26 protein-coding genes are annotated in these 22,028 nt (G+C 69.0%); 21 read left to right on the top strand and 5 right to left on the bottom strand.

What is annotated here, in order from left to right; translation table 11 throughout:
• Positions 1-78: 78 nt before the first annotated feature.
• Positions 79-753: a GntR family transcriptional regulator gene (locus AC0HS0_RS18195; RefSeq protein ID WP_472965557.1), complete on the bottom strand. Its 675-nt coding sequence runs from the start codon at positions 751-753 to the stop codon at positions 79-81.
• 49 nt (positions 754-802) lie between these two features.
• Here AC0HS0_RS18195 and AC0HS0_RS18200 point away from each other — a divergent pair, with 49 nt between their 5' ends.
• Positions 803-2,032, top strand: coding sequence for an MFS transporter (locus AC0HS0_RS18200; protein ID WP_472965558.1), 1,230 nt, complete (start codon positions 803-805; stop codon positions 2,030-2,032).
• Positions 2,033-2,042: 10 nt separating this feature from the next.
• A complete protein-coding gene (gene trmD / locus AC0HS0_RS18205) occupies positions 2,043-2,726 on the top strand; it encodes a tRNA (guanosine(37)-N1)-methyltransferase TrmD (RefSeq protein ID WP_472965559.1) in 684 nt (227 codons plus the stop codon).
• Between the two features lie 27 nt (positions 2,727-2,753).
• Here the strand turns inward: trmD and map are convergent, their stop codons facing one another.
• A complete protein-coding gene (gene map, locus AC0HS0_RS18210; RefSeq protein ID WP_472965560.1) occupies positions 2,754-3,518 on the bottom strand; it encodes a type I methionyl aminopeptidase in 765 nt (254 codons plus the stop codon).
• Between the two features lie 127 nt (positions 3,519-3,645).
• On the opposite strand from map, the gene AC0HS0_RS18215 reads away from it, so the two are divergent.
• The 9 genes from AC0HS0_RS18215 to AC0HS0_RS18255 all read left to right on the top strand — a co-directional run bounded on the left by AC0HS0_RS18215 (position 3,646) and on the right by AC0HS0_RS18255 (position 10,984).
• Complete coding sequence (locus AC0HS0_RS18215) at positions 3,646-4,155, top strand: hypothetical protein (RefSeq protein ID WP_472965561.1); 510 nt, start codon at positions 3,646-3,648, stop codon at positions 4,153-4,155.
• Positions 4,156-4,357: 202 nt separating this feature from the next.
• Positions 4,358-4,705, top strand: coding sequence for a 50S ribosomal protein L19 (gene rplS, locus AC0HS0_RS18220; protein ID WP_472965562.1), 348 nt, complete (start codon positions 4,358-4,360; stop codon positions 4,703-4,705).
• A gap of 95 nt (positions 4,706-4,800) precedes the next feature.
• Positions 4,801-5,532: a signal peptidase I gene (lepB, locus tag AC0HS0_RS18225; protein WP_472965563.1), complete on the top strand. Its 732-nt coding sequence runs from the start codon at positions 4,801-4,803 to the stop codon at positions 5,530-5,532.
• A gap of 2 nt (positions 5,533-5,534) precedes the next feature.
• Positions 5,535-6,233, top strand: a complete 699-nt coding sequence (locus AC0HS0_RS18230; protein WP_472965687.1) for a ribonuclease HII — start codon at positions 5,535-5,537, stop codon at positions 6,231-6,233.
• Positions 6,226-6,549, top strand: coding sequence for a DUF2469 family protein (locus AC0HS0_RS18235; protein WP_018190696.1), 324 nt, complete (start codon positions 6,226-6,228; stop codon positions 6,547-6,549). Before AC0HS0_RS18230 ends, AC0HS0_RS18235 begins: the two co-directional genes overlap by 8 nt.
• A 128-nt stretch (positions 6,550-6,677) precedes the next feature.
• Entirely contained in the window at positions 6,678-7,034 is a 357-nt protein-coding gene (locus AC0HS0_RS18240; RefSeq protein ID WP_472965564.1) for a YraN family protein, read from the top strand.
• A complete protein-coding gene (locus tag AC0HS0_RS18245) occupies positions 7,034-8,575 on the top strand; it encodes a YifB family Mg chelatase-like AAA ATPase (protein WP_472965565.1) in 1,542 nt (513 codons plus the stop codon). Before AC0HS0_RS18240 ends, AC0HS0_RS18245 begins: the two co-directional genes overlap by 1 nt.
• Positions 8,572-9,831, top strand: coding sequence for a DNA-processing protein DprA (gene dprA / locus AC0HS0_RS18250; RefSeq protein ID WP_472965566.1), 1,260 nt, complete (start codon positions 8,572-8,574; stop codon positions 9,829-9,831). The genes AC0HS0_RS18245 and dprA overlap by 4 nt, the downstream gene beginning before the upstream one ends.
• Positions 9,832-10,042: 211 nt before the next feature.
• A complete protein-coding gene (locus tag AC0HS0_RS18255; RefSeq protein ID WP_472965567.1) occupies positions 10,043-10,984 on the top strand; it encodes a tyrosine recombinase XerC in 942 nt (313 codons plus the stop codon).
• Here the strand turns inward: AC0HS0_RS18255 and AC0HS0_RS18260 are convergent.
• On the bottom strand, positions 10,947-11,585 hold the full coding sequence (locus AC0HS0_RS18260) for a murein hydrolase activator EnvC family protein (protein WP_472965568.1): 639 nt from the start codon (positions 11,583-11,585) through the stop codon (positions 10,947-10,949). The two genes, AC0HS0_RS18255 and AC0HS0_RS18260, sit on opposite strands and share 38 nt — an antisense overlap.
• 203 nt (positions 11,586-11,788) lie before the next feature.
• Here AC0HS0_RS18260 and AC0HS0_RS18265 point away from each other — a divergent pair, with 203 nt between their 5' ends.
• The 8 genes from AC0HS0_RS18265 (at position 11,789) to AC0HS0_RS18300 (ending at position 19,166) form a co-directional block, all read left to right on the top strand.
• Entirely contained in the window at positions 11,789-13,294 is a 1,506-nt protein-coding gene (locus tag AC0HS0_RS18265; protein ID WP_472965569.1) for a sugar porter family MFS transporter, read from the top strand.
• 263 nt (positions 13,295-13,557) lie between these two features.
• Positions 13,558-14,436 (top strand): 30S ribosomal protein S2, encoded by an 879-nt coding sequence (rpsB, locus tag AC0HS0_RS18270; protein WP_472965570.1) that lies wholly within the window; start codon positions 13,558-13,560, stop codon positions 14,434-14,436.
• Between the two features lie 39 nt (positions 14,437-14,475).
• Entirely contained in the window at positions 14,476-15,306 is an 831-nt protein-coding gene (gene tsf / locus AC0HS0_RS18275; protein ID WP_472965571.1) for a translation elongation factor Ts, read from the top strand.
• Between the two features lie 122 nt (positions 15,307-15,428).
• Complete coding sequence (gene pyrH, locus AC0HS0_RS18280; RefSeq protein ID WP_472965572.1) at positions 15,429-16,142, top strand: UMP kinase; 714 nt, start codon at positions 15,429-15,431, stop codon at positions 16,140-16,142.
• A 110-nt stretch (positions 16,143-16,252) separates the two neighbouring features.
• Positions 16,253-16,807 (top strand): ribosome recycling factor, encoded by a 555-nt coding sequence (gene frr / locus AC0HS0_RS18285; protein WP_472965573.1) that lies wholly within the window; start codon positions 16,253-16,255, stop codon positions 16,805-16,807.
• Positions 16,808-17,806 (top strand): phosphatidate cytidylyltransferase, encoded by a 999-nt coding sequence (locus tag AC0HS0_RS18290; protein WP_472965574.1) that lies wholly within the window; start codon positions 16,808-16,810, stop codon positions 17,804-17,806.
• Between the two features lie 12 nt (positions 17,807-17,818).
• The gene (locus AC0HS0_RS18295; RefSeq protein ID WP_472965575.1) at positions 17,819-18,367 is read left to right on the top strand and encodes a DivIVA domain-containing protein; all 549 of its coding nucleotides are present in this window, start codon (positions 17,819-17,821) and stop codon (positions 18,365-18,367) included.
• A gap of 88 nt (positions 18,368-18,455) precedes the next feature.
• Complete coding sequence (locus AC0HS0_RS18300; protein ID WP_472965576.1) at positions 18,456-19,166, top strand: aggregation-promoting factor C-terminal-like domain-containing protein; 711 nt, start codon at positions 18,456-18,458, stop codon at positions 19,164-19,166.
• Positions 19,167-19,173: 7 nt separating this feature from the next.
• On the opposite strand, the gene AC0HS0_RS18305 is transcribed toward AC0HS0_RS18300, so the two are convergent.
• Entirely contained in the window at positions 19,174-19,839 is a 666-nt protein-coding gene (locus tag AC0HS0_RS18305; RefSeq protein ID WP_472965577.1) for a hypothetical protein, read from the bottom strand.
• 60 nt (positions 19,840-19,899) lie between these two features.
• On the opposite strand from AC0HS0_RS18305, the gene AC0HS0_RS18310 reads away from it, so the two are divergent.
• Positions 19,900-20,199, top strand: coding sequence for a hypothetical protein (locus AC0HS0_RS18310; protein ID WP_472965578.1), 300 nt, complete (start codon positions 19,900-19,902; stop codon positions 20,197-20,199).
• A gap of 22 nt (positions 20,200-20,221) precedes the next feature.
• Positions 20,222-20,950: an alpha/beta hydrolase gene (locus tag AC0HS0_RS18315; protein ID WP_472965579.1), complete on the top strand. Its 729-nt coding sequence runs from the start codon at positions 20,222-20,224 to the stop codon at positions 20,948-20,950.
• A 7-nt stretch (positions 20,951-20,957) separates the two neighbouring features.
• On the opposite strand, the gene AC0HS0_RS18320 is transcribed toward AC0HS0_RS18315, so the two are convergent.
• Entirely contained in the window at positions 20,958-21,995 is a 1,038-nt protein-coding gene (locus AC0HS0_RS18320; protein ID WP_472965580.1) for an AI-2E family transporter, read from the bottom strand.
• Between the last annotated feature and the right edge of the window lie 33 nt (positions 21,996-22,028).

The following is a 22,028-nucleotide window of genomic DNA, read 5'->3' on the forward strand; positions in this document are numbered from 1 at the left end:
TCAGCACCGACCCCACACCGCCATCGGCAAGCTCCCGCCCATCACTCGGCTCACAAACAACCTGCCTGGGCACTACACCTAGCGCGGCACGGTCCCCACGATCGTGAGGCCCCGGGCCCGCAGCAGGCGCGCATCCGCGTCCAGAGCGCGTTGGAGCCGCTCGTGCGTGCCGACGATGTGGCGATGGATGCTGTCCGCCGCGGCGTCGGCGTCCCGTGCGGCGAGCTGATCGACGATCGTCCGGTGCTCCTCCCAGGCCGTTCGCCGCGCCTCGGGCGTGCGCACCTCGAGCCAGCGCGTGCGCGCCAGGCGCGTCATCGCCGACGAGACGGTGTCGGCGAAGAAGTGGTTTCCGCTGAGCTCGGCGAGCCGCACGTGGAAGTGGGCGCCCTCACCGACCGCGTCGTCGCTCGGGCGATCCGGGTCGTAGCCGCCGAGAGCGTCCCGCAGCGCGCTGAGCGCGTCGTCGGAGGCGCGCGCGACGCTGAGGCGGACGCCCGCCGACTCCACGGCGTCCCGCAGCTCGCTGAGTCGGGCGATCTCGCCGAGGTCGATGGGGGAGATCTGCCACGCGCGTCCGTCGCGCTGCACGAGGCCCTCCGCCTCGAGTCGCATGAGCGCTGCACGCAATGGGGTGCGGGAGGCTCCGAGGTCTGCCTCCAGGCCGCGTTCGGTGACCCGCGAGCCGGGGATACGTTGCAGATCGAGGATCTCGGAGCGGAGTCGCTCGTAGACGTGGGGCTGCTCTGCCATCGCACTCCTTATTGGTATACCAAGCCGGTATACCGCTAGGGTATACCGCATGAGCGATCCGACGCGAGCAGACACCCGGAAGGTCCGAACCCCGCGCCCATGGCTGATGCTCGCGCTCGGCGTCGCCGGGCAGGCGAGCTCGACGGTCTTCGTGTCCACGCCGGCCTTCCTCATCCCTCTGCTGCACACGGAGCGCGGGCTCAGCCTCGCGCAGGCCGGTCTCCTGGCGTCGGCGCCCACGCTCGGCCTGGTGCTGTCTCTCATCGCCTGGGGCGCGCTGAGCGACCGGATCGGCGAGCGCTGGGTCATCGCCGCCGGACTGGCGATCACCGCGGGCGCCGCGGTCGCCGCGATGTTCGTGTCGTCGTACGTCGCGCTGGGTGCGCTCTTCCTCGTAGGAGGCATGGCCGCCGCGAGCCCCAACGCCGCGAGCGGGCGGGTGGTCATCGGCTGGTTCCCCAAGGAGCGGCGCGGCCTGGCGATGGGCATCCGGCAGATGTGTCAGCCCTTGGGCGTCGCCATCGCGGCGATCAGCGTCCCGCTGCTGGCGGCGTCCGGTGGGATCCCCGCCGCACTGGCGGTGCCCGCAATACTGTGCGGTGTCTCCGCCGTGCTGTGCGCGATCGGCATCGTCGACCCGCCGCGCCCGCAGCGGAAGACCGCCGAGGGCGAGGCCGCTCACCCGCACGCCGCGTGGCGCCCGTATCGCGAGACCTCGCTGCTGTGGCGCATCCACATCGTCTCGATGCTGCTGGTCGTTCCGCAGTTCACCGTGTCGACCTTCGGGCTGGTCTGGCTCGTCACCGAGCTGCATTTCACCTCCCTCGCCGCCGGCATCGTGATCGGGGTCAGCCAGTTCGTCGGCGCAGTCGGACGCATCGGCGTCGGAGTGCTCAGTGATCGGGTCGGCAGCCATCTGGTGCCTCTGCGTTGGGTGTCGGTCGCCGCGGTGGCCGTCATGCTGCTGATGGGCGTGGCATCGGCCCTCGGCTCGGTCGCCGCGGCCGTGATCCTCATCGCGGCGGCGGTCGTGACCGTGGCGGACAACGGCCTCGCCTACACCTCGGTGGCGGAGATCGCAGGCCCGTTCTGGTCCGGGCGTGCACTCGGGGCGCAGAACACCGGGCAGTTCCTGGCCGCGTCAGTCGTCGGTCCGGCGGTCGGCGCGCTCATCGGCTGGGTGGGCTTCCCGCTGGCGTTCGCCGCGGTGGCCGTCTGCCCTGCGATCGCCGCCCCGCTCGTTCCGCGCGACCAGGAGCTCGTCGTCGTCCCCGAATAGACTTCCCTGCATGCGCATCGACATCGTCACGATCTTCCCGACCTTCTTCGATGTGCTGGACATCTCGCTCCTCGGCAAGGCGCGGCAGTCCGGGATCATCCGGCTCGGTGTCCACGATCTTCGTGACAACACCCACGACCGGCACCGCACCGTCGACGACACGCCCTACGGCGGCGGCGCGGGCATGGTCATGAAGCCGGAACCGTGGGGGGAGGCGCTCGACGGGATCCTGGAGGGCTCCGACGACCCGGTGCTGATCTTCCCGTCGCCCGCGGGCGACGTCTTCACGCAGGCGATGGCGCGCGAGCTCGCCGCGGAGTCGCACCTGGTCTTCGGCTGCGGGCGCTACGAAGGCATCGACCAGCGGGTCTTCGACGAATACGCCGGCCGTGCCCGGGTGCGGCTGGTCAGTGTCGGCGACTACGTGCTCAACGGCGGGGAGGTCGCCACGATGGCGATGATCGAGGCGGTCGGCCGACTCATCCCCGGCGTCGTCGGCAACCCCGAGAGCCTCGTGCAGGAGTCGCACGAGGACGGCCTCCTCGAGTACCCGTCGTACACGAAGCCCGCGGAGTGGCGCGGCCACGACGTCCCTGCGGTGCTGCTCTCCGGCAACCACGGCGCGATCGAGGCCTGGCGTCGCGAGCAGTCGCTCGAGCGCACCGCTCGGGTGCGCCCCGACCTGCTGCCGTAGCGCCCACCGGGCGCCGTTCGCGGTTCGCTAGGGAGCGCTGAGGATGAGCGGGCCGTTCTCGGTGATGGCGACGGTGTGCTCGGAGTGGGCGCCGCGGGAACCGTCGGCGGAGCGCAGCGTCCAGCCGTCGGGGTCGGTGAAGATCTCGTCGGTCGTCTCCAGGAACCACGGCTCGATCGCGATGACCAGCCCGGGGCGCAGTGGAAAGCCGCGGCCGGGGCGACCGTCGTTCGGGATGTGCGGGTCGCCGTGCATCGTCCGCCCGACGCCGTGACCCCCGAACTGCGTGTTGACCGAGTAGCCCTCCGAGTGCGCCACGGCCGCGATCGCGGCAGAGATGTCACCGACCCGGCTCCCGGGCTGGGCAGCGGCGATCCCGGCGGTCAGTGCGCGCCGGGTCGTGTCGATGAGGCGCAGATCCTCATCGCGCGGAGAGCCGACCACCAGGCTCACGGCCGAGTCGGCCACCCAGCCGTCGACGCTCGCGGCGAAGTCGAGGCTCAAGAGGTCGCCGTCGCGCAGCCGGTAGTCGTGGGGGAGCCCGTGCAGGACGGCGTCGTTGACCGAGGTGCAGATCACCTTGCCGAACGGGCTGGCTCCGAACGACGGGTGGTAGTCGATGTAGCACGACTCGGCTCCGCGCGCGCGGATCAGGTCGTGGGCGAGGGCGTCGAGCTCCAGGAGGTTGACGCCGACCCGTGCCGCCGCTGCGGTCTCGGCCAGAACGTCGGCGACGAATCGTCCCGCCGGCCGCATCTGCTCGATCTCGGCAGGGGTCCTCAGCTCGATCACGTTCTTCCTCTCTCGCGTGCTCGACTCCAGTCTTCCATGCGGGCGCCCTCCAGCCCTCCCGCGAGGTGCGGTCCGCCTGTGGCGAACCCGCAGCCGCCGCACAGCCGTGCGACGCTACGCTGAACGCGTGATCATCCGCAAGGCGTTCTACTGGTGGCTCTTCCCGTCCGCCGTGGTGCTGCCCGTCTGGTTGCTGATCGGCTGGGCGGCCTTCCACCAGGGCAGCGGCTGGACGTTCCTCGGCCTCCTGGTGCTCTGCCCGATCCTCTTCGTGGCGCTGATCGCCGTCGGCGGACTCATGATGGCCCGCAAGAGCGTCCGCGACGCCCGTGCCGTGTCGTGGTACGACACCGGACTGCTCGCCGGCTGGAGCGCCTCCATCATCGCGTTCGGCTTCTTCCCGCCCGGCGTGACCGGCTGGCTCGCCGTCCTCGGAGTCCTGTTGTTCCTCGGACTCTTCTGGGTCGGGCTGTGGGAGCTGGTGTCCGAGACGCGCTCACGCGTGCAGGTGTCGTACGCCGCCTACCAGCGCGCCGCGAACCCCGAGCAGGTGAACAGCCCGCAGAGGGAGCCCGTCGTCGACGACGCCGATGTCATCATCATCGAGGAGCGCCGCGAAGACCGACCGTCGGCCTGAGCGGCTCCCACGCGGCGCGCTTTGGCATAAGGGCCGCGCGCATGGCAGAATAGATCTTCGTGCCGCCGCCAGGCTCTGCCGCAGGGGAGCCAGCATCTCGAGCGCGCACACCCCAATCAAATCCCGGCCGCTCCGCCTGTCATGCAGCATGCGGCCCCGAGTCCGTCCCCGACCTGCCGGCGGGTACAGAGAGCGAACAGCAATGCACATCCTCGATCAGGTGGACGCCGCGTCCCTCAAGCAGGACATCCCCGCGTTCCGCGCCGGCGACACCGTCAAGGTGCACGTCAACATCATCGAGGGCAGCCGCTCTCGTATCCAGGTCTTCCAGGGCGTCGTGATCGGCCGCTCGGGCGAGGGCGTCCGCGAGACCTTCACGGTCCGCAAGGTCAGCTTCCAGGTCGGCGTCGAGCGTACCTTCCCGGTGCACTCCCCGGTCATCGACCGCATCGAGGTCGTCACCCGCGGTGACGTCCGTCGCGCCAAGCTCTACTACCTCCGCGAGCTGCGCGGCAAGAAGGCGAAGATCAAGGAGAAGCGCGAGAACTGAGCGTTTCGCGCGCATCCTCCACTGAGCTCCCGGTCCTACACTGGACCGGGAGCTCAGTGCTTTGAGCGGCCCGGAACGAGACGTAAGGCGAGCGAATGACAGATGAGACGCTGCCGACCCGCTCAGCCGGGCGGACGCGCAGCCGGCGCGGAATCCTGCTCTTCCTCCGCGACGTGTTCATCGTGGTCGTGATCGCGCTACTGGTCGCCTTCCTGATCAAGACCTTCGTCGTCCGGTCGTTCTACATCCCGTCGGGGTCGATGGAGAACACCCTCCAGATCAACGACAAGATCCTCGTCAACGAGCTCCAACCGTCGGTCGTCGGCCTCAGCCGCGGCGACGTGGTGGTCTTCCGCGACCCGGGAGGCTGGCTCCCGTCGTCGCCGCCGGTAGCCCGCAACCCGCTGGCTCAGGCGGCGGACACCGCACTCACATTCGTCGGGCTTTCGGCCTCCGACAGCGACGACCACCTGGTAAAGCGGATCATCGGCCTGCCGGGGGACCACGTGGTCTGCTGCGACACGGCCGGCCGGATCACGGTCGACGGCACGGCGATCGTCGAGCCGTACATCCAGATCCCGCTCGGGCAGACGAACGCCGCGACGCTCGCGTTCGATGTCACGGTGCCGAAGGGGCATCTCTGGGTCATGGGGGACAACCGGTACGACTCGCAGGACTCCTCCCGCAACCAGGCGCTCCCGGGACACGGTTTCGTGCCGCTCGACCATGTCGTCGGGCGAGCGGTGGTGATCAGTTGGCCCGTGAACAGATGGACCTGGCTGGACGACTATCCTGAAGCTTTCCGAGGTGTGAAGGAGGACCGGTGATGATGGCCCCGATCGCACCGTCACTGCGCTTCGAGAAGGCGCTGTACCGCGACGGCGTCACGTCGATCGTCGCCGTCGACGAGGTCGGGCGCGGCGCCCTCGCAGGTCCGGTGGCGGTGGGAATGGTGGTCATCGACACGGCCGTCAAGCGGATCCCACCGGGGTTGCGCGACTCCAAGCTGCTCCCGGAGCCCGTGCGTGAGGCGCTGGAGCCGGCGTGCCGGCGCTGGTCGCTCTTCCACGCCGTCGGCCTGGCGTCGGCCGAGGAGGTCGACTCGCTCGGCATCATGCGCTGCCTGGGACTCGCCGGCGCACGCGCGTTGGCGAGCCTCGAAGAACAGGGCGCCCCGCTGCAGGAGAGCACTCTCATCCTCGACGGCAACTACGACTATCTGAACCCGGCGCTGATGCGGCCGGCCCGCGTGGTGACGCGGATCAAGGCCGACCGCGATTGCGCGTCCGTGGCCGCCGCTTCTGTCATCGCCAAAGTGCATCGCGATCGGCTGATGATCCAGCACGACGTGCAGTACCCGGGCTACGGCTGGGTGAGCAACAAGGGCTACTCGACCCCGGAGCACTTCGCGGCGATCGCCTCGCTCGGGCCCAGCGCGCTGCACCGGCTGACGTGGCTGAAGGACCTTCAGACGCTCGACATGCCGAGTGAGCCCGTCTCGCAGCTAGACTTGACGAACGATGGATGAGGACGAGTTCGACGACTACGACCGCGAGGTCGAGCTGGCTTTGTATCGCGAATACCGAGACGTCGTCTCGCAGTTCAAGTACGTGATCGAGACCGAGCGCCGCTTCTACCTCGCGAACGAGGTGGAGTTCGTGCGGCGGGACACGGAGCATGACTTCTATTTCGAGCTCACGATGAACGATGTGTGGGTGTGGGACGTCTACCGTGCCGACCGCTTCGTCAAGTCGGTTCGCGTGCTGACCTTCAAGGACGTCAACATCGAGGAGCTCTCGAGCAAGGAGTTCGAGCTTCCCAAGGAGCTCGCGCTCGACGAGTGAGGCGGCGCGGGAGTACGAGCCTGGTACCTGGGTTCTCCACAGCCCGCTGATTCGCCCACTTCTCCACTGATTCCCGCCCGACGCCTCGCGCCCCCGCCTCCCCGGCCAGTCTGGTCGTGGGAGGACACATGGCAGAGAAAGACCGATTGGGTCGTGACGGAGAGGCGCTGGCCGCGCGCTGGCTCCAGGAGCGCGGATACACGGTGCTCCAGCGCAACTGGCGTTGCACGGCGGGAGAGCTCGATCTGATCGTCCGGCGCGGAGCGACGACGGTGTTCGTCGAGGTGAAGACGCGCAGTTCGATGGCGTACGGGCATCCGTTCGAGGCGATCACCGTCGAGAAGGCGGCGCGGCTCCGGCGGCTCGCCGCCGAATGGTGCCGCGTGCATGGGCCGGTCCCGGGCGGGACGCGCATCGATGCGATCGCGGTTCTCGCCGCTCGGGCCTCGGAACCGTCCATCGAGCACCTCGAAGGGGTGGTCTGATGGCGGTCGCACGCACGTTCGCCGTCGCCCTGACCGGAGTGCGCGGCGACATCGTCGAGGTGGAGGCCGACATCTCGGCAGGCCTCCCGGCGTTCGTGCTGATCGGGCTGCCGGATGCCGCCCTGGGCGAGTCGCGCAAGCGCGTCTCTGCAGCGGCGACGAACGCCGGCTGCTCCCTCACGCAGCGCAAGCTCACCGTCAACTTGTCGCCCGCATCCCTGCGCAAACAGGGCTCGGGGTTCGATCTGGCGATCGCCGTCGCAGCGCTGGCGGCCTCGGGAGAGATCCCGGCGGAGGCCGCGGCCTCGGCCGTGCACCTCGGGGAGCTCGGCCTCGACGGGCGTTTGCGTCCGGTACCCGGAATCCTGCCGTCCGTCCTCGCGGCGCGCGACGCCGGCTTCCGACGGGTGCTGGTACCCGCCGCCAACGCCGACGAGGCCGGGCTCGTCGCCGGAATCGACGTGGTTCCCGTCGTGGGGCTGCGCGCGGCGGCGATCCTCCACGGCGCGGAGCTCGAGCCGGTGGACGAGCAACCTGTCCCGCTGACGGACGATGTGCCAGTCGCGGCCGCCGAAGCCGACATGGCCGACGTCTCGGGCAACGACGAGGCGGTCGACGCGTTCGTCGTGGCCGCCGCCGGTGGCCACAACGTGTCGATGGTCGGGCCGCCCGGGGCAGGCAAGACGATGCTCGCCCGTCGGCTTCCCTCGCTGCTGCCCGACCTCACAGCGGAACAGGCGTTGGAGTCCACCTCGATCCGCTCACTCGCCGGCAGGGGAGTAGGCGGTGCCTTGGTGCACCGGCCTCCGTTCGAGGCGCCGCACCACACAGCGTCGGCTGTCGCTCTGGTGGGTGGCGGAAGCACACGAATCGTCCCGGGTGCGATCGTTCGCGCCACCAACGGTGTCCTGTTCCTCGACGAAGCAGCCGAGTTCCCGCCGAGCGTACTCGACGCCCTGAGGCAGCCGCTGGAATCCGGGGGGATCACGATCCACCGGGCCACGGGCACGGCGGCTTTCCCCGCGCGCTTCCAGCTCGTGCTCGCGTCGAACCCCTGCCCGTGCGGCCGCTATGGCTCCTCCGACGAGGAGTGCAGCTGCACGCCGATCGCCCGCCGCCGCTACTTCGCGCGGCTGTCCGGTCCGCTGCTCGACCGCATCGACATCCGGCTCACTGTGCGCCGCCTCGGCTTGGGCGCTTTGCGCACGGCGACAGACGAGGGACCGCCGGAACGAACGAGCGCGGATCTCCGAGCACGTGTCGAGCATGCGCGGGCGAGCGCATACGAACGGCTCGCGGGCACCGGCTGGACCACGAACGCGCAGGCGGCCGGCCCGTGGCTGCGGTCCGCGCAGCGCCGGGTGCCGGCCGCCGCGCGTGCAGCTCTCGACAGAGCTCTGGAGCGCGGAGGCATCACTATGCGCGGCTACGATCGCGCGCTCCGCGTCGCCTGGACCCTCGCCGACCTGGACGGCGCAGCCAGCCCGACCGCCGACCACATCGGCCGTGCGTTGTATCTGCGTCGAGGGGCGGGGGCATGACAGAGGTGGGCGATGGCATCCCGGGCCTCTCCTCGAGCGAACTGGCCTCGGTCCTGGGTGCGGTGACGCCGGGGGAGCCGTACCCGGACGAGAGGTCGGCCGTGGCGGCCGTCGCCCGGGTCGCACTGTCGGCCGCGTGCGAGCCCGGCGACACCGACGCGGCGTCGCTCGTCGTGGCACTCGGTGCCCAGTGCGTACTGAACGCCGTCGTGGGCGACGCGACGGCTGAGCAGCTGCAGAGCGCCCTGGAGGCAGCGGGCGCGTCGCCGATCGCGACGGCCACGCGGTTGCGGGATGCCCTCGCGCGCTGGCGCTCGCGGCTCCCGGGCGGCCCGGTCTGGGCTCCGCTCGTGCGTGGCGCGCGCATCGGCGCACGGTTGGTGACACCAGAACACCCGCTCTGGCCCGAGCCGGTGGACGATCTCGATCATGGTGCACCGATGGCACTGTGGTTCCGCGGCGACCCGCAGCGTCTGGCGCTGCTCTCCCGCTCGGTCGCTCTGGTCGGCGCGCGGGCGGCCAGCGGCTACGGCGAGCATGTGGCTCTCGAAAGCGCAGCCGGGCTCAGCGATCGCGGTTTCGCGATCGTCTCCGGAGGCGCCTACGGTGTCGACGCCGCCGCACATCGCGCCGCGCTCTCCAGCGACCAGGTAACGGTCGCGTTCCTCGCCGGCGGCGTCGACCGTCTCTATCCGGCAGGCAACGACGACCTCCTCAAGCGCGTCGCCCGCGACGGTCTGCTCATCGCCGAACTGCCGCCGGGGTCGACCCCGACGCGCTGGCGTTTCCTGATGCGCAACCGGCTGATCGCGGCGGCGAGCAGCGCGACGATCGTCGTGGAGGCCGGTGCGCGCTCCGGATCGCTGAATACGGCGGCGCATGCCGCTCAGCTCGGGCGACCACTCGGGGCGGTGCCTGGACCGATCACGTCGAAAGCATCAGAAGGGTGCCACAGGCTGATCCGCGAATATGCAGCGACCTGTGTCACCACCCCCGACGAGATGGCCGAACTGGCCGACACGTTCGGCGTGCTGCAGAGCGCCGAGCGGCCGATCGACGACGATCAGCGAGTGCGCGCGCCGGAGGGCGATCCCGATGACCGCGTCCGTGCGGAGCTCTCGGCCTCGCGGGGGCGGGGCATCCACGAACTTGCCGAGCGCACGACCCTGTCGCGTGAATCGGTGGTCGCGGCCCTCGGGCGGCTCAGCGCGCACGCCGTGGCCCGGCAGGCGCACGACGGATGGCGTCGCCGATGACCGGCGCCACCCGTCGGACGGCTGTGCGCAAACGTGCCGGTTCATCCCTCGGCGTTCGTCGCACGTGCGTGCTGTGGCACCGAACACCCGTCAGCGGTGGCCTTCACCGTGTTCCGATGACTCTCGTCAACGCTCGGATCGCTGAACGACGATTCGTCGGCGCCGGTGCGTCAGGTGCCTCGCGCCGCACCGGATGGCGGAAGCTGAAGGGGTGGAACTCCGGCTCGCGGTCGACGGCTACCTCCGTCATCTCACGGTCGAGCGCGGGTACTCGGCGCAGACGGTGCGTGCCTACCGGTCCGACTTGACCCAGCTGGAGCAGTTCGCCCGTGATCGGCACGTGACGTCGACGGAGCAGCTGACGCTCGACCTGTTCAGGGACTGGCTCTGGGAAGGCGCTCAACGACAGCTCGCCAAGGCGACCCTCGCCCGACGATCCGCCGCTGCGCGCGGCTTCAGTGCGTGGACCGCGCGCGGCGCCGGCACAGATCTCGACCCGGGCGACGCGGCCTCGACAGCAGCGGTGTCCGACCCCGCGGCCCGCCTGCGGGCGCCGAAAGCTGACAAGCACCTCCCACGCGTGATCACGAGGGAGCAGATCGACGGACTCCTCTCGACGCTCGGCGAACGCGCTGAGGATGGCGATCCGGCGGCGATGCGCGATGTCGTCGTCATCGAGCTGCTCTATGCGGCGGGCATCCGCGTGAGCGAGCTCACCGGTCTCGACACCGACGACGTCGACCTCGAACGGCTCACGCTGCGTGTCATCGGAAAGGGCAACAAGCAGAGAGTGGTGCCGTTCGGGGTTCCCGCGCTCCGTGCAGTGCAGCGCTACCTCGCGACAGCACGACCGGCTCTCGCCACCGAACGCTCCGGTCCCGCGCTGCTCCTGGGGTCACGCGGTGGACGCCTCGGCACGCGCGCGGTCTACCAGCTGGTCGCGTCCCTGCTCATCGACCTGCCCGGTGGAGGGCCGGCCGGACCCCATACGCTGCGGCACACCGCCGCGACCCATTTGCTCGACGGGGGAGCGGACCTGCGGGCGGTCCAGGAGATCCTCGGCCACGCGAGCCTCGGCACAACCCAGATCTACACGCACGTCTCCACCGAACGGCTCAAGGAGACGTACCGGATCGCTCACCCGCGCGCGTGACCGCGACGGCCGCCCCGCGAAGCGACTGCATGCCGTGCAATGGCAGCAGCACCGAGTGAGGCACCCGGTCGAAGAACAGCAGGGGTGACACGTAGGCGCCGTCGATACGCACCCCTACGTGCAGGCAGACCTCCGAGCAGTGTGCGCCGACGTCGACGACCCCGATCGGGGATCCGCGTGCCACGAGGTCCCCCGGTTGCAGGCCGTCCGCGACCACGGGCTCGTACGACGACAGAATCCCGGAACCATGATCGAGCGTGAGGACGGGTCGGTCGACGACGACTCCCACAAAGCGCACCGTCGCATCCGACGGAGCGAGTACGGTGCTTCCCGGCGCGGCTGCCAGGTCGATGCCCCGATGACCGGCCGCGTAGGGGGACGACGGTGCCGCATACGACTGGACGATGCGAGACGGCAGCAGTGGCCACTGCCACCGAGGAGTCGCGACCTCAGCACTCCGGGATCGCGCGGCCCGCGCTATCGCACCCCCATCCGCATCCGCGCTTCGGCTCGCGACCACCGCGCTCGCCCCCGGCGAGAACACCACCCAACCGAGCATGACGACCGCCGCCACGCTCACCAGCCCGCGCCAGACCCTCATCAGCCGTCCACCTCTCGTGATGCCTCGAACCTCTCCATCCACTCTGCTCAGCCCACGGCGCCCGCGCGCCCGGATCGCGCGATCTGTGGAAGGCCCGCCGATCGCCGGACGCTGTTGAGGACTCTTCTGCCCGCCCGGAGAGCGGCGTACCGTGTGCAACGCCGCGACTTTTCACTCGCGCGCTACAACCGAAGAGGGATGACATGTCTGATCCACGCAGCACCACCTCCGACGGGGAGGAAAGGGTCCCCGAGCCCACGGCGGCGATGAAACGCAAGGTCGTCGGCCTCGCGACCGCGGCAGCGGTCGGCGGGTTCCTGTTCGGATTCGACTCGTCGGTCATCAACGGCGCCGTCGACTCGATCCAGCACCACTTCGCGCTCAACGCGTTCGTCACCGGCTTCATCGTCGCGATCGCCCTCCTCGGCTGCGCCGTCGGCGCGTACTTCGCGGGTCGGCTCGCCGACCGGTGGGGCCGCATCCGGGTGATGCTCATCGGTGCGGTGCTGTTCCTGGCGAGCTCGATCGGCGCCGGGCTCTCGTTCTCGGTCTGGGATCTCGGGTTCTGGCGCATCATCGGCGGTCTGGGCATCGGCATCGCGTCGGTCGTCGCGCCGGCGTACATCGCCGAGATCGCGCCGAAGCAGCGCCGCGGCGGCCTCGCATCGCTGCAGCAGCTCGCGATCACGATCGGTATCTTCGTCGCCCTGCTCTCCGACGCACTCCTCGCGGGTGCTGCGGGCGCCGCGGCCAACCAGCTCTGGTTCGGCCTGGAGGCCTGGCGCTGGATGTTCCTCGTCGGCGTCATCCCGTCTGTCGTCTACGGAATCCTCGCCCTGCTGCTGCCCGAGTCGCCGCGCTACCTGCTGTCGACCGGCCGGCACGACGAGGCTCGGGCCATTTTCACGACTCTCGTCCCCGAGGAGGACGTCGACCGCCAGGTGCGCGACATCGAGCAGGCGATCGAACAGGACAAGGACTCCGCGAAGGGCACACTGCGCGGAAACCGCTTCGGGTTGAAACCGATCGTCTGGATCGGCATCATCCTGTCCGTCTTCCAGCAGTTCGTCGGCATCAACGTGATCTTCTACTACTCGACGACCCTGTGGAAGGCGGTCGGCTTCACGGAGAGCAACTCGCTGCTGATCACCGTGATCACCTCGGTCACGAACGTGGTGGTGACCATCGTCGCCATCCTCCTGGTGGACCGCGTCGGCCGCCGACCGATCCTGCTCACCGGCTCGGTGGGAATGGCGCTGTCGCTGGCGGTGATGGCGCTCTCGTTCAGCTTCGCCAGCAAGTCCGGAGGTGAAGTGTCGCTCCCGAACCCGTGGGGCCCGATCGCCCTGGTCGCCGCGAACCTGTTCGTGATCTTCTTCGGCGCATCGTGGGGGCCGCTGGTGTGGGTGCTGCTCGGCGAGATCTTCCCGCCGCGCATCCGCGGCGCTGCGCTCGGCGTGGCGGCATCCGCGCAGTGGATCGCCAACTTCCTGGTCACGGTCTCCTTCCCGCCGATGTCGGACTTCTCGCTGACGTTCACGTACGGTATGTACGCGGTGTTCGCCGCTCTCTCGTTCTTCTTCGTGTTCTTCAAAGTGCCGGAGACGAACGGGATGGCCCTCGAGCACGCCGAGACCCTCTTCGCCAATGCCGGCCGCAACCGCGGCCCGCAGGTGAGGTCGTCGGGAGACACCGTTCCGCGGTCGTGAGATCGCGCCTGGCGCGTCGCCGTTCCTGATAGGATGTTCTTTGCACTCCGCACGTCGGAGTGACTACGCGTGTCCGCAACGCCCTCTTCGCAGGGCGGGCGCGTCTCCACCGGTCTCCTGATCATCCACCACGGCTCGTCCGTGCGGGTGCGCGGGTGCGGAGCAGCGCAGGGCACCAGGCGCGACGATCGACCGATCGCCGCGGGACAACCGAGAGTCGCGACCCCGCCACTTGGCCGGGCGCGCAAGACAGGAGAACGGCAATGGCCGTCGTCACCATGCGCCAGCTGCTCGACAGCGGCGTCCACTTCGGACACCAGACCCGCCGCTGGAACCCGAAGATGAAGCGCTTCATCCTCACCGAGCGCTCGGGCAGCTACATCATCGACCTGCAGCAGTCGCTCGCGTACATCGACAAGACCTACGAGTTCGTGCGCGAGACCGTCGCCCACGGCGGCACCATCCTCTTCGTCGGCACCAAGAAGCAGGCGCAGCAGGCGATCGCCGAGCAGGCCACCCGCGTGGGCCAGCCCTACGTGAACCAGCGGTGGCTGGGTGGTCTGCTGACCAACTTCCAGACCGTCTCCAAGCGCCTCGCGCGCATGAAGGAGCTCGAGGAGCTCGACTTCGAGGGCACCACCAGCGGCTTCACCAAGAAGGAGCTGCTGATCAAGAAGCGCGAGCTCGACAAGCTGCACAAGTCGCTCGGCGGCATCCGCAACCTGTCGAAGACGCCGAGCGCGATCTGGGTCGTCGACACCAAGAAGGAGCACCTCGCGATCGACGAGGCGAAGAAGCTGGGCATCCCGGTCATCGCCATCCTCGACACGAACTGCGACCCGGACGAGGTCCAGTACCCGATCCCGGGCAACGACGACGCCATCCGCTCGGTCACGCTCCTCACCCGTATCGTCGCCGACGCCGCGGCCGAAGGCCTCATCCAGCGTCACCAGAAGCCCGAGGAGGGCTCCGAGCAGGCCGAGCCGCTCGCCGAGTGGGAGCAGGAGCTCCTCGCGCAGTCGAGCGACGAGGTCCAGGCCTCCGCCGAGAACGAGAAGGCGGCCGACGCCGACCTCGCTGAGGCCAAGGCGGACTCCGCCGAGGTCGTCGCCGAGGGCGAAGCCGACGCCGAGGCCAAGTAACCAACTTCCAACTTCGAGTCAGAAGGTTCCAGTCAGAACATGGCAAACATCAGCATCGCTGACATCAAAGCCCTGCGCGAGCAGCTCGGCACCGGCATGGTCGACACCAAGAAGGCGCTCGAGGAGGCCGGTGGCGACATCGAGAAGGCCACCGAGATCCTGCGCCTCAAGGGTGCGAAGGGCAACGCCAAGCGTGCCGACCGCTCCACCTCCGAGGGCCTCGTGGCCGCGAAGGAGAACGGCAACGGCACCGCGACGATGATCGAGCTCGCGTGCGAGACCGACTTCGTCGCGAAGGGCGAGAAGTTCATCGCCCTCGCCGACAAGGTGCTCGACGCGGCAGCCGCCGCCGGCGCCACCACCGTCGAGGAGGCGCTGGCCGCCCCCGCCGGGTCGCAGACCGTCGCCGAGCTCATCGGCGACGAGGCGGCGATCCTCGGCGAGAAGGTGGAGCTCCGCCGTATCGCGGTCGTCTCCGGCGAGAACTTCGCGGTCTACCTGCACAAGACCTCCAAGGACCTGCCGCCGCAGGTCGGCGTGGTCGTCGGCTACGCCGGCGCCGACGCGGAGACTGCTCGCAGCATCGCGCAGCACATCTCGTTCGCCAACCCGACCTACCTCACCCGCGAGGACGTCCCGGCCGACGAGGTCGAGAACGAGCGTCGCATCGTCGAGGAGATCTCGCGCAACGAGGGCAAGCCGGAGGCCGCGCTCCCGAAGATCATCGAGGGTCGCCTCGGCGCGTACTTCAAGCAGGTCGCCCTGCTCGAGCAGGAGTACGCCCGCGACAACAAGATGACCATCGCCCAGGTCCTCAAGGACTCGGGTCTGACCGTCTCGGGCTTCGCCCGCTTCAAGGTCGGCGCCTGACCCAGGCATGAAGGAGTCCGGATCGTGAATCACGATCCGGACTCCTTTTCTGTGCGCACGCGAACTGTTCACGCGCCGCACGCACTAGCGTTAACGAAACACACGGAAGGACTCGTACACGTATGTCGGCATCCACTCAGAGACGCAGGGTCCTCCTCAAACTCTCCGGCGAGGCGTTCGGCGGCGGGCAGCTCGGGGTGAACCCCGACATCGTCAGCAGCATCGCCCGCGAGATCGCCCAGGCCGCGACCGATGTCGAGATCGCGATCGTGGTCGGCGGAGGCAACTTCTTCCGCGGCGCCGAGCTTTCGCAGCGCGGCATGGACCGCGGGCGCGCCGACTACATGGGCATGCTGGGCACGGTCATGAACTCGCTGGCCCTGCAGGACTTCCTCGAGCAGGCCGGCGCGGAGACCCGTGTGCAGTCCGCCATCGCGATGACCCAGGTCGCGGAGCCATACATCCCGCGACGCGCCGAGCGGCACCTCGAGAAGGGCCGCGTCGTCATCTTCGGCGCCGGCGCCGGCCTGCCGTACTTCTCGACCGACACGGTCGCGGCGCAGCGCGCTCTGGAGATCAGCGCCGACGTCGTGCTGGTCGCCAAGAACGGCGTCGACGGGATGTACGACTCCGACCCGCGCACCAACCCGGACGCACGCAAGATCGACCAGATCAGCCACCAGGACGCCCTCCAGCAGGGTCTCAAGGCGGTCGACTCCACCGCGCTGAGCCTCTGCATGGACAACGGGATGCCGATGCGCATCTTCGGCATCGAGCCCGCAGGCAACGTGACGGCCGCGCTGCTCGGGGCCGAGATCGGCACCCTGCTCGGCTGAGTCCGGGCCGAACGCCCGCCGGCGAAGGCCGCCTGCCCCTGGCCGTGCACGGGCCGCCGGGCACCCTGGCCCTAGACTAGACACCGACTCACCGATCTGAAGGAGAAACCGTGATCGCCGATGTGATTTCCGACGCCCGCCAGCGTATGAGCAAGACCGTGGACGCGGCGAGGGACGACTTCGGCACGGTGAGCGCGGGGCGTGCGAACCCTGCCCTCTTCCAGAAGGTGCTGGTCGACTACTACGGTTCGCCGACGCCGCTCGCGCAGCTCGCCGGCCTCCAGAACCCGGAGGCGCGCGTCCTGCTGGTGACGCCGTACGACAAGTCCGCGCTCAAGGAGATCGAGAAGGCGATCGTCGCCATGCCGAACCTCTCGGCGAACGTCGGAAACGACGGCGAGATCGTCCGGGTGTCCCTGCCCGAGCTCACGGAAGACCGCCGCAAGGAGTTCGTGAAGATCGTCCGCAGCAAGGGCGAAGACGCCAAGGTCGCCATCCGCAACATCCGCCGCAAGGCGAAGGACGACCTGGACGCGCTCAAGGGCGAGGTCGGGGACGACGAGGTGGCTCGTGGTGAGAAGGAGCTGGAGTCCCTCACCCGCTCGCACGTCGACGCCGTCGACGAGGCCCTGAAGCGCAAGGAAGCTGAGCTCCTCGAGGTCTGAATGAGCGAGGGGAGCAGCCCCGGCGCGCCCCGCACGCCGGAGTCGGGCAGACGGGGGAAGGCGGCGGCACGCGCGGAGATCCGTGCGCAAGTGCAGGCCACCCGCGCCGATTTCGAGCGGCAGGTGCTGGCCAGAAAAGCTCAACTCGACGCGACCAACGAGCGGATCGCCGCGCGGACCGGTCGCAACCTCATCCTGGCGATACTGATCGGCCTGGGGGCAGGGGCTCTCCTCATCGTGAGCCTGATCTTCGTCAAGGAGTTGTTCCTGGTGTTCGGGGCGGCGATGATCGGGTTCGCCGCCTTCGAGCTCACGCAGGCATTCCGCGGCGCAGGCAGGCGCGTGCCCCGCATCCCCACGGTGATCGCTTCGCTGGCGATCGTGCCGGCGACCTTCTGGTTCCACGCGGGCGGCCAGCTGGTCGCCCTGGCGGCGGGCATCCTGCTGGTCGTCATCTGGCGGCTGGTGGAGGAGGCGGCGCTTCCCGCCAGACGCGCCGGGGGAGTGGCGCTCGCGCGCGATCTCGCCTGGAGCGTCCTCGTGCAGATGTACGTGACGCTGCTGGGATCGTTCGCGATCCTCCTCCTCGCCGAGAAGGGCGGGGAGTGGTGGGTGCTCGCCTTCCTGATCGTCGTCGTGGCTGTCGACACCGGCGCGTACGCGAGCGGGCTGTCGTGGGGCCGCCATCCGATGGCGCCGACCATCAGCCCCAAGAAGACCTGGGAGGGCTTCGCGGGAGCGGCCGTCGCGGCCATCGTCGCCGGCGTCCTCCTCTCGCTGTTCATGATCGGGCAGCCGTGGTGGTTCGGCGTCGTATTCGGTCTCGTGGCCTTGCTGACGGCCACGGCGGGCGACCTCGCGGAGTCGTTGATCAAGCGCGATCTCGGCATCAAGGACATGAGTTCCTGGTTGCCCGGGCACGGCGGTTTCCTCGACCGCCTCGACTCGATCCTGCCGTCGGCGGCGGCTACCTACGTGCTGTTCCTCATCTTCACCTGACAGAATGACGTGGTGAGCACCTTTCCCCGGAGCCCCAAGTCGAAGCTCGGATACGACGTCGACCAGGTCGACGACTTCCTGGTGAACGCCCGTGTGGCGTACGACGCGGACGCGTCGTCGAGCAACGCGCTGACGGCGGCAGACATCCGTCACACGGCGTTCTCGATGGCCAAGGGCGGCTATTCGACCTCGCACGTGGATGCTGCGCTCGAGCGTCTGGAGGACGCCTTCGCCGCTCGGGAGCGGGAGGCGGCGCGCGGTGACCTCAGTGACGCCCAGTGGTTCGAGCAGGCGCGCACGACGGCTCAGGCGATCCTCGATCGCCTCGAACGACCCGTCGGCCAGAGGTTTCAGAGAGTCAGCCTCTTGACTCTCGGCTACAACCGCCAAGACGTCGACCGCTTCGCCGGCCGGCTCGTGAAGTACTTCCAGGACGGCCGGCCGATGAGCGTCGACGAGGTGCGCACCGTGACTTTCCGCGAACAGCGCGGGGGGTATCGTGAGGCGCAGGTGGATCTCCTCCTGGACAGCGTCACCGACGTGATGCTGGCAGTCCGCTGAGCCTGGTCATTAGCTGAGGCTGGTCATTACCTGAATTTGGGTGTCTCTCCTTGGAAACTCGTGAATTGTTCGTTATGGTCTTGTGATCGTGGGTAGACGAGAAGCAGCAGAGATCGTTCCGCTGACCCCTGCCAACCCGGTCGGAGTCGCATTCCGCCGTTCGCGGCGCCCTCACATCAGGTCGCGAGCGGCCATCTGGGGATTCGCCTTCACGGCGGCCGTCGGCTTCGCGCTCGTCAATGTGGTCGACCCGTACTCGGGCAGCGCAGCCACTCCGGCGTATGCCGACGCCCTGCAGAACATCGACCAGACCTCCCGCTACGGAGACGCGCCGGTCCAGAGCCTGACGGCTCCGGATGCCTCCGCGACCACGGTCACGCGCGATGTCCTCGGCGTGAAGCCGAAACCCACGCCGACCCCCACGCCGACTCCGACGCCGACCAAGTCGTCTTCGAGCGGCAGCAACAGCGGCAGCGGTTCCAGCGCTCCCTCGGCACCCGTTCCCGACCCGGGGACGGCCAAGGCCATCGCGTACCAGATGGTGCAACAGCGTGGATGGGGCGACGACCAGTACAGCTGCCTCGTCGCGCTCTGGAACCGTGAGTCGGGCTGGCGCGTGAACGCGTCCAACCCCAGCGGCGCCTACGGCATCCCGCAGGCCCTTCCCGGCAGCAAGATGGGACCGGGCTGGCAGACGGACGCTTCCGTGCAGATCTCGTGGGGCCTCGGCTACATCGCGGGCCGGTACACGAACCCCTGCGGCGCCTGGGGCCACTCCCAGTCGAGCGGCTGGTACTGAGCGAGCGCTACTCCGCGTCCGGGTCCGAACCCGGGTTGTGCGGGGCGTAGTCGCGCCAGAATCGGTTGTAGATCCGTGCGCCGAACCACGTCGACGCGACGATGAAGGCGAGCGCACAGAGTAGCCCGACGGTCCAGGACCACCCGACATCGACGCCGTTCGTCACGAGCACCACACCGAAGAACAGTCCCAGCAGGGAACCGTTCACGACGAAGGTGAACATCATGCTGCTCCCGAAGACCTGGCTCTGACCCCGCCGCCCCAGGAAGTAATACGTGTGGGTCACGCCGGCCTGGTCGTCGTGCGTGGAGGCGAAGAGCCCGCGGGCCACGTCCGGGGCCAGCCGGACGTACTGCGCCCGAAGACGGTTCATCGCCAGCACGTACATCAGATCCTCCATAGCCACGTTCGTGACTCGGACCTGTGTGAGGACTCCCACAACGACCAGGAGGCCGAGCAAGGCGTCCGCGAAGGCCGGGAAAATTCCCGCGAAGTCCGTGGCCTGCCCGACGAGCGCGATGCTCACCAGCGCAGCCGACATCAGCGTCAACAACATGCTGATCCGCGTGAGGACCTCGTTCTGCGTAGTGCTGCGCGACGCGAGGAGGCTCCAGTGCTCGGTGGCGAGCAGCTGCGCCGCGAGGGCGTCGGTGTTACGAGCCTCGTCGCTCATGCGGCGATGGTACTGCGCGCGGGGAGGCAGGCGACACCCGGGCCTGCATAGACTGGGGGAGTGCCCCGCAGCAATCGCCCCCGCCGCCGTCATGGCGAGCAGCGTGAGGAGGAGCAGGACGGCTTCGACCGCCTGTTGGCGGGCTGGAAGCGGGTAGAGGTGCGGCGCGGCGTCGAATGGAACGTGCAGCCCGTGTCAGCGCTCCAGGCGCAGAAGAGCTACCTGTGCCCGGGCTGCGGCCGCGAAATCGCGCCGGCGGTCGCTCACCTGGTCGCTTGGCGCGCGGACGGCGTGCTCGGTGACTCGGCCGACCTCGCTGCGCGACGGCACTGGCACGTGACGTGCTGGAAGATCGCCTGAACGGGTGAAGGAGACGACGGACGTGACAGACACACCGACCGAGATCCGCGGCGGCATCGAGCTGCCTGCGCGTCGCGAGGACATCGAGCTGCGCACGAGGGACGGCCTGACTCTCGTGGGAGAGCTCGCGAGCCCGCTGGAGCGCGAGCCGGTCGCGACGCTGGTCACCCTGCACCCGCTCCCGACCGGCGGCGGCTTCATGGACTCCCACATCCTCCGCAAGGCCGCCGGGCGGCTGCCCGCGCTAGCCGACATCGCCGTGCTGCGCTTCAACACGCGGGGCACCGCGTCGCCGCGCGGTCGCAGCCAAGGTGAGTTCGGCCACGGCATCGACGAGCGCTACGACGTGGAGGCGGCGATGGCCTTCGTCGGCGAGCGCGGCCTCCCGCACCCCTGGCTGCTCGGGTGGTCCTTCGGCACCGAACTCGCGCTGATGTACGGCCGGGAGTGCCCGGTCGATGGCATCATCCTGCTCTCGCCCCCGCTGCACCGCGCCAAGCCGGAGCACCTCGCGGCCTGGGCCGGTGACGAGAGACCGATCGTGGCGCTCATCCCGGAGCACGACGACTACCTGAAGCCCGCGGAGGCCGCGGAGCGGTTCCGGCCGCTGCCGCAGATCGAGCTGGTCGACGTCGAGGGCGGGAAGCACCTCTGGGTGGGTGAGAACCAGACACGTCGGGTGCTCGACGAGATCGTCGAGCGGCTGAACCCGGCCGCGCTGCCGTTGCCCACGCAGTGGCCGCCCGCCTGAAACCCCACTAGAGCTCGTTCTGCCGCGGGATGACCACCTGCTTGATGATGAGCAGGATCGCAGCGGCGAACGGGATGGCGACGAGAGCGCCGAGGATGCCCAGCAGCGTGCCGCCGGCCAGCGCGGCGACCACGACGAGGGCGCCCGGAACGGACACTGCGCGGTTCATGATCCGCGGGCTGAGGATGTATGCCTCGACCTGCATGTACGCGAGATAGTAGATCGCGGCGGCGATCGCGGTCGGAGTTCCGGAGAGGAAGCAGACGGCGACGATGATCACCGAGCCGGTGATCGTGCCGACCAGCGGGATCAGCGAGAATAAGAACGCGATCGATGCGAGCAGGATGGGGAACTTGGCGCCGATGATCGTCAGGAAGATCGCGCTGAGCACGCCGTTCACCAGCGCCAGCGACACCTGGCCCATCACGTACTTGCCGACGGAGTCGGTGATCTGGTCGCCGAGGTCGGCGAACCGCGAGCGGCGGGAGGCGGGTACGAGCTGGTAGGCGGCGCGCTTGATGCTCGGCAGGGAGGCCGTGAAGTAGATCGTGAGGATGACCACGATGATCACGCCGAAGGCGCCTTGAACGATCCCGATGCCCGTCTGCAGCACCTTCGACGTGATGTCCGGGAGGTTCTTCTGCAGCCAGTCGGTGACCGCGTTGATGTTCTGCTGGTTGACGATCGTCGGGAACTGGTGCTGGAGGCTGAGGAACCAGCTCTCGGCCCCGCCGTTGTTGACCCAATTGATCGTGTTGTTGACCAGTTGTGTGGCCTGGCCGACGGCGACCGGGACGATCGCCCAGATCAGAGCGACGAACAGACCGAGGATGACGACCAGTGTGAGGACGAGTGCCAGCCAGCGCGGGAACTTCCGTCGCTCCAGGAACGAGATGGACGGCTCGATGCCGAGCGCGAGGAACAGCGCCGCGCCGATGTAGGTGATGATCGTGGCGAGGCTGACGATCGACGTGAGGATGAGGACGCCGAGTCCCACCCCCAGCGTGCCGATCAGCCCCACGCGGAACGCGTTCTGGATCTTCACTGAGTTCCCCTCCGCAGCCGACCCCTCCGGCCG

This window comes from Leifsonia sp. PARNA 1/14, assembly GCF_055720965.1.

Bases quoted from the DNA above. Each gene is read 5' to 3' on its own strand.
- lepB (WP_472965563.1), top strand. From the start codon at position 4,801: ATGACAGATGAGACGCTGCCGACCCGCTCAGCCGGGCGGACGCGCAGC.
- AC0HS0_RS18240 (WP_472965564.1), top strand. From the start codon at position 6,678: ATGGCAGAGAAAGACCGATTGGGTCGTGACGGAGAGGCGCTGGCCGCG.
- AC0HS0_RS18195 (WP_472965557.1), bottom strand. From the start codon at position 753: ATGGCAGAGCAGCCCCACGTCTACGAGCGACTCCGCTCCGAGATCCTC.
- AC0HS0_RS18200 (WP_472965558.1), top strand. From the start codon at position 803: ATGAGCGATCCGACGCGAGCAGACACCCGGAAGGTCCGAACCCCGCGC.
- dprA (WP_472965566.1), top strand. From the start codon at position 8,572: ATGACAGAGGTGGGCGATGGCATCCCGGGCCTCTCCTCGAGCGAACTG.
- AC0HS0_RS18305 (WP_472965577.1), bottom strand. From the start codon at position 19,839: ATGAGCGACGAGGCTCGTAACACCGACGCCCTCGCGGCGCAGCTGCTC.
- AC0HS0_RS18235 (WP_018190696.1), top strand. From the start codon at position 6,226: ATGGATGAGGACGAGTTCGACGACTACGACCGCGAGGTCGAGCTGGCT.
- AC0HS0_RS18260 (WP_472965568.1), bottom strand. From the start codon at position 11,585: ATGAGGGTCTGGCGCGGGCTGGTGAGCGTGGCGGCGGTCGTCATGCTC.
- rpsB (WP_472965570.1), top strand. From the start codon at position 13,558: ATGGCCGTCGTCACCATGCGCCAGCTGCTCGACAGCGGCGTCCACTTC.
- trmD (WP_472965559.1), top strand. From the start codon at position 2,043: ATGCGCATCGACATCGTCACGATCTTCCCGACCTTCTTCGATGTGCTG.
- AC0HS0_RS18245 (WP_472965565.1), top strand. From the start codon at position 7,034: ATGGCGGTCGCACGCACGTTCGCCGTCGCCCTGACCGGAGTGCGCGGC.
- tsf (WP_472965571.1), top strand. From the start codon at position 14,476: ATGGCAAACATCAGCATCGCTGACATCAAAGCCCTGCGCGAGCAGCTC.
- AC0HS0_RS18230 (WP_472965687.1), top strand. From the start codon at position 5,535: ATGGCCCCGATCGCACCGTCACTGCGCTTCGAGAAGGCGCTGTACCGC.
- AC0HS0_RS18265 (WP_472965569.1), top strand. From the start codon at position 11,789: ATGTCTGATCCACGCAGCACCACCTCCGACGGGGAGGAAAGGGTCCCC.
- pyrH (WP_472965572.1), top strand. From the start codon at position 15,429: ATGTCGGCATCCACTCAGAGACGCAGGGTCCTCCTCAAACTCTCCGGC.
- AC0HS0_RS18290 (WP_472965574.1), top strand. From the start codon at position 16,808: ATGAGCGAGGGGAGCAGCCCCGGCGCGCCCCGCACGCCGGAGTCGGGC.
- rplS (WP_472965562.1), top strand. From the start codon at position 4,358: ATGCACATCCTCGATCAGGTGGACGCCGCGTCCCTCAAGCAGGACATC.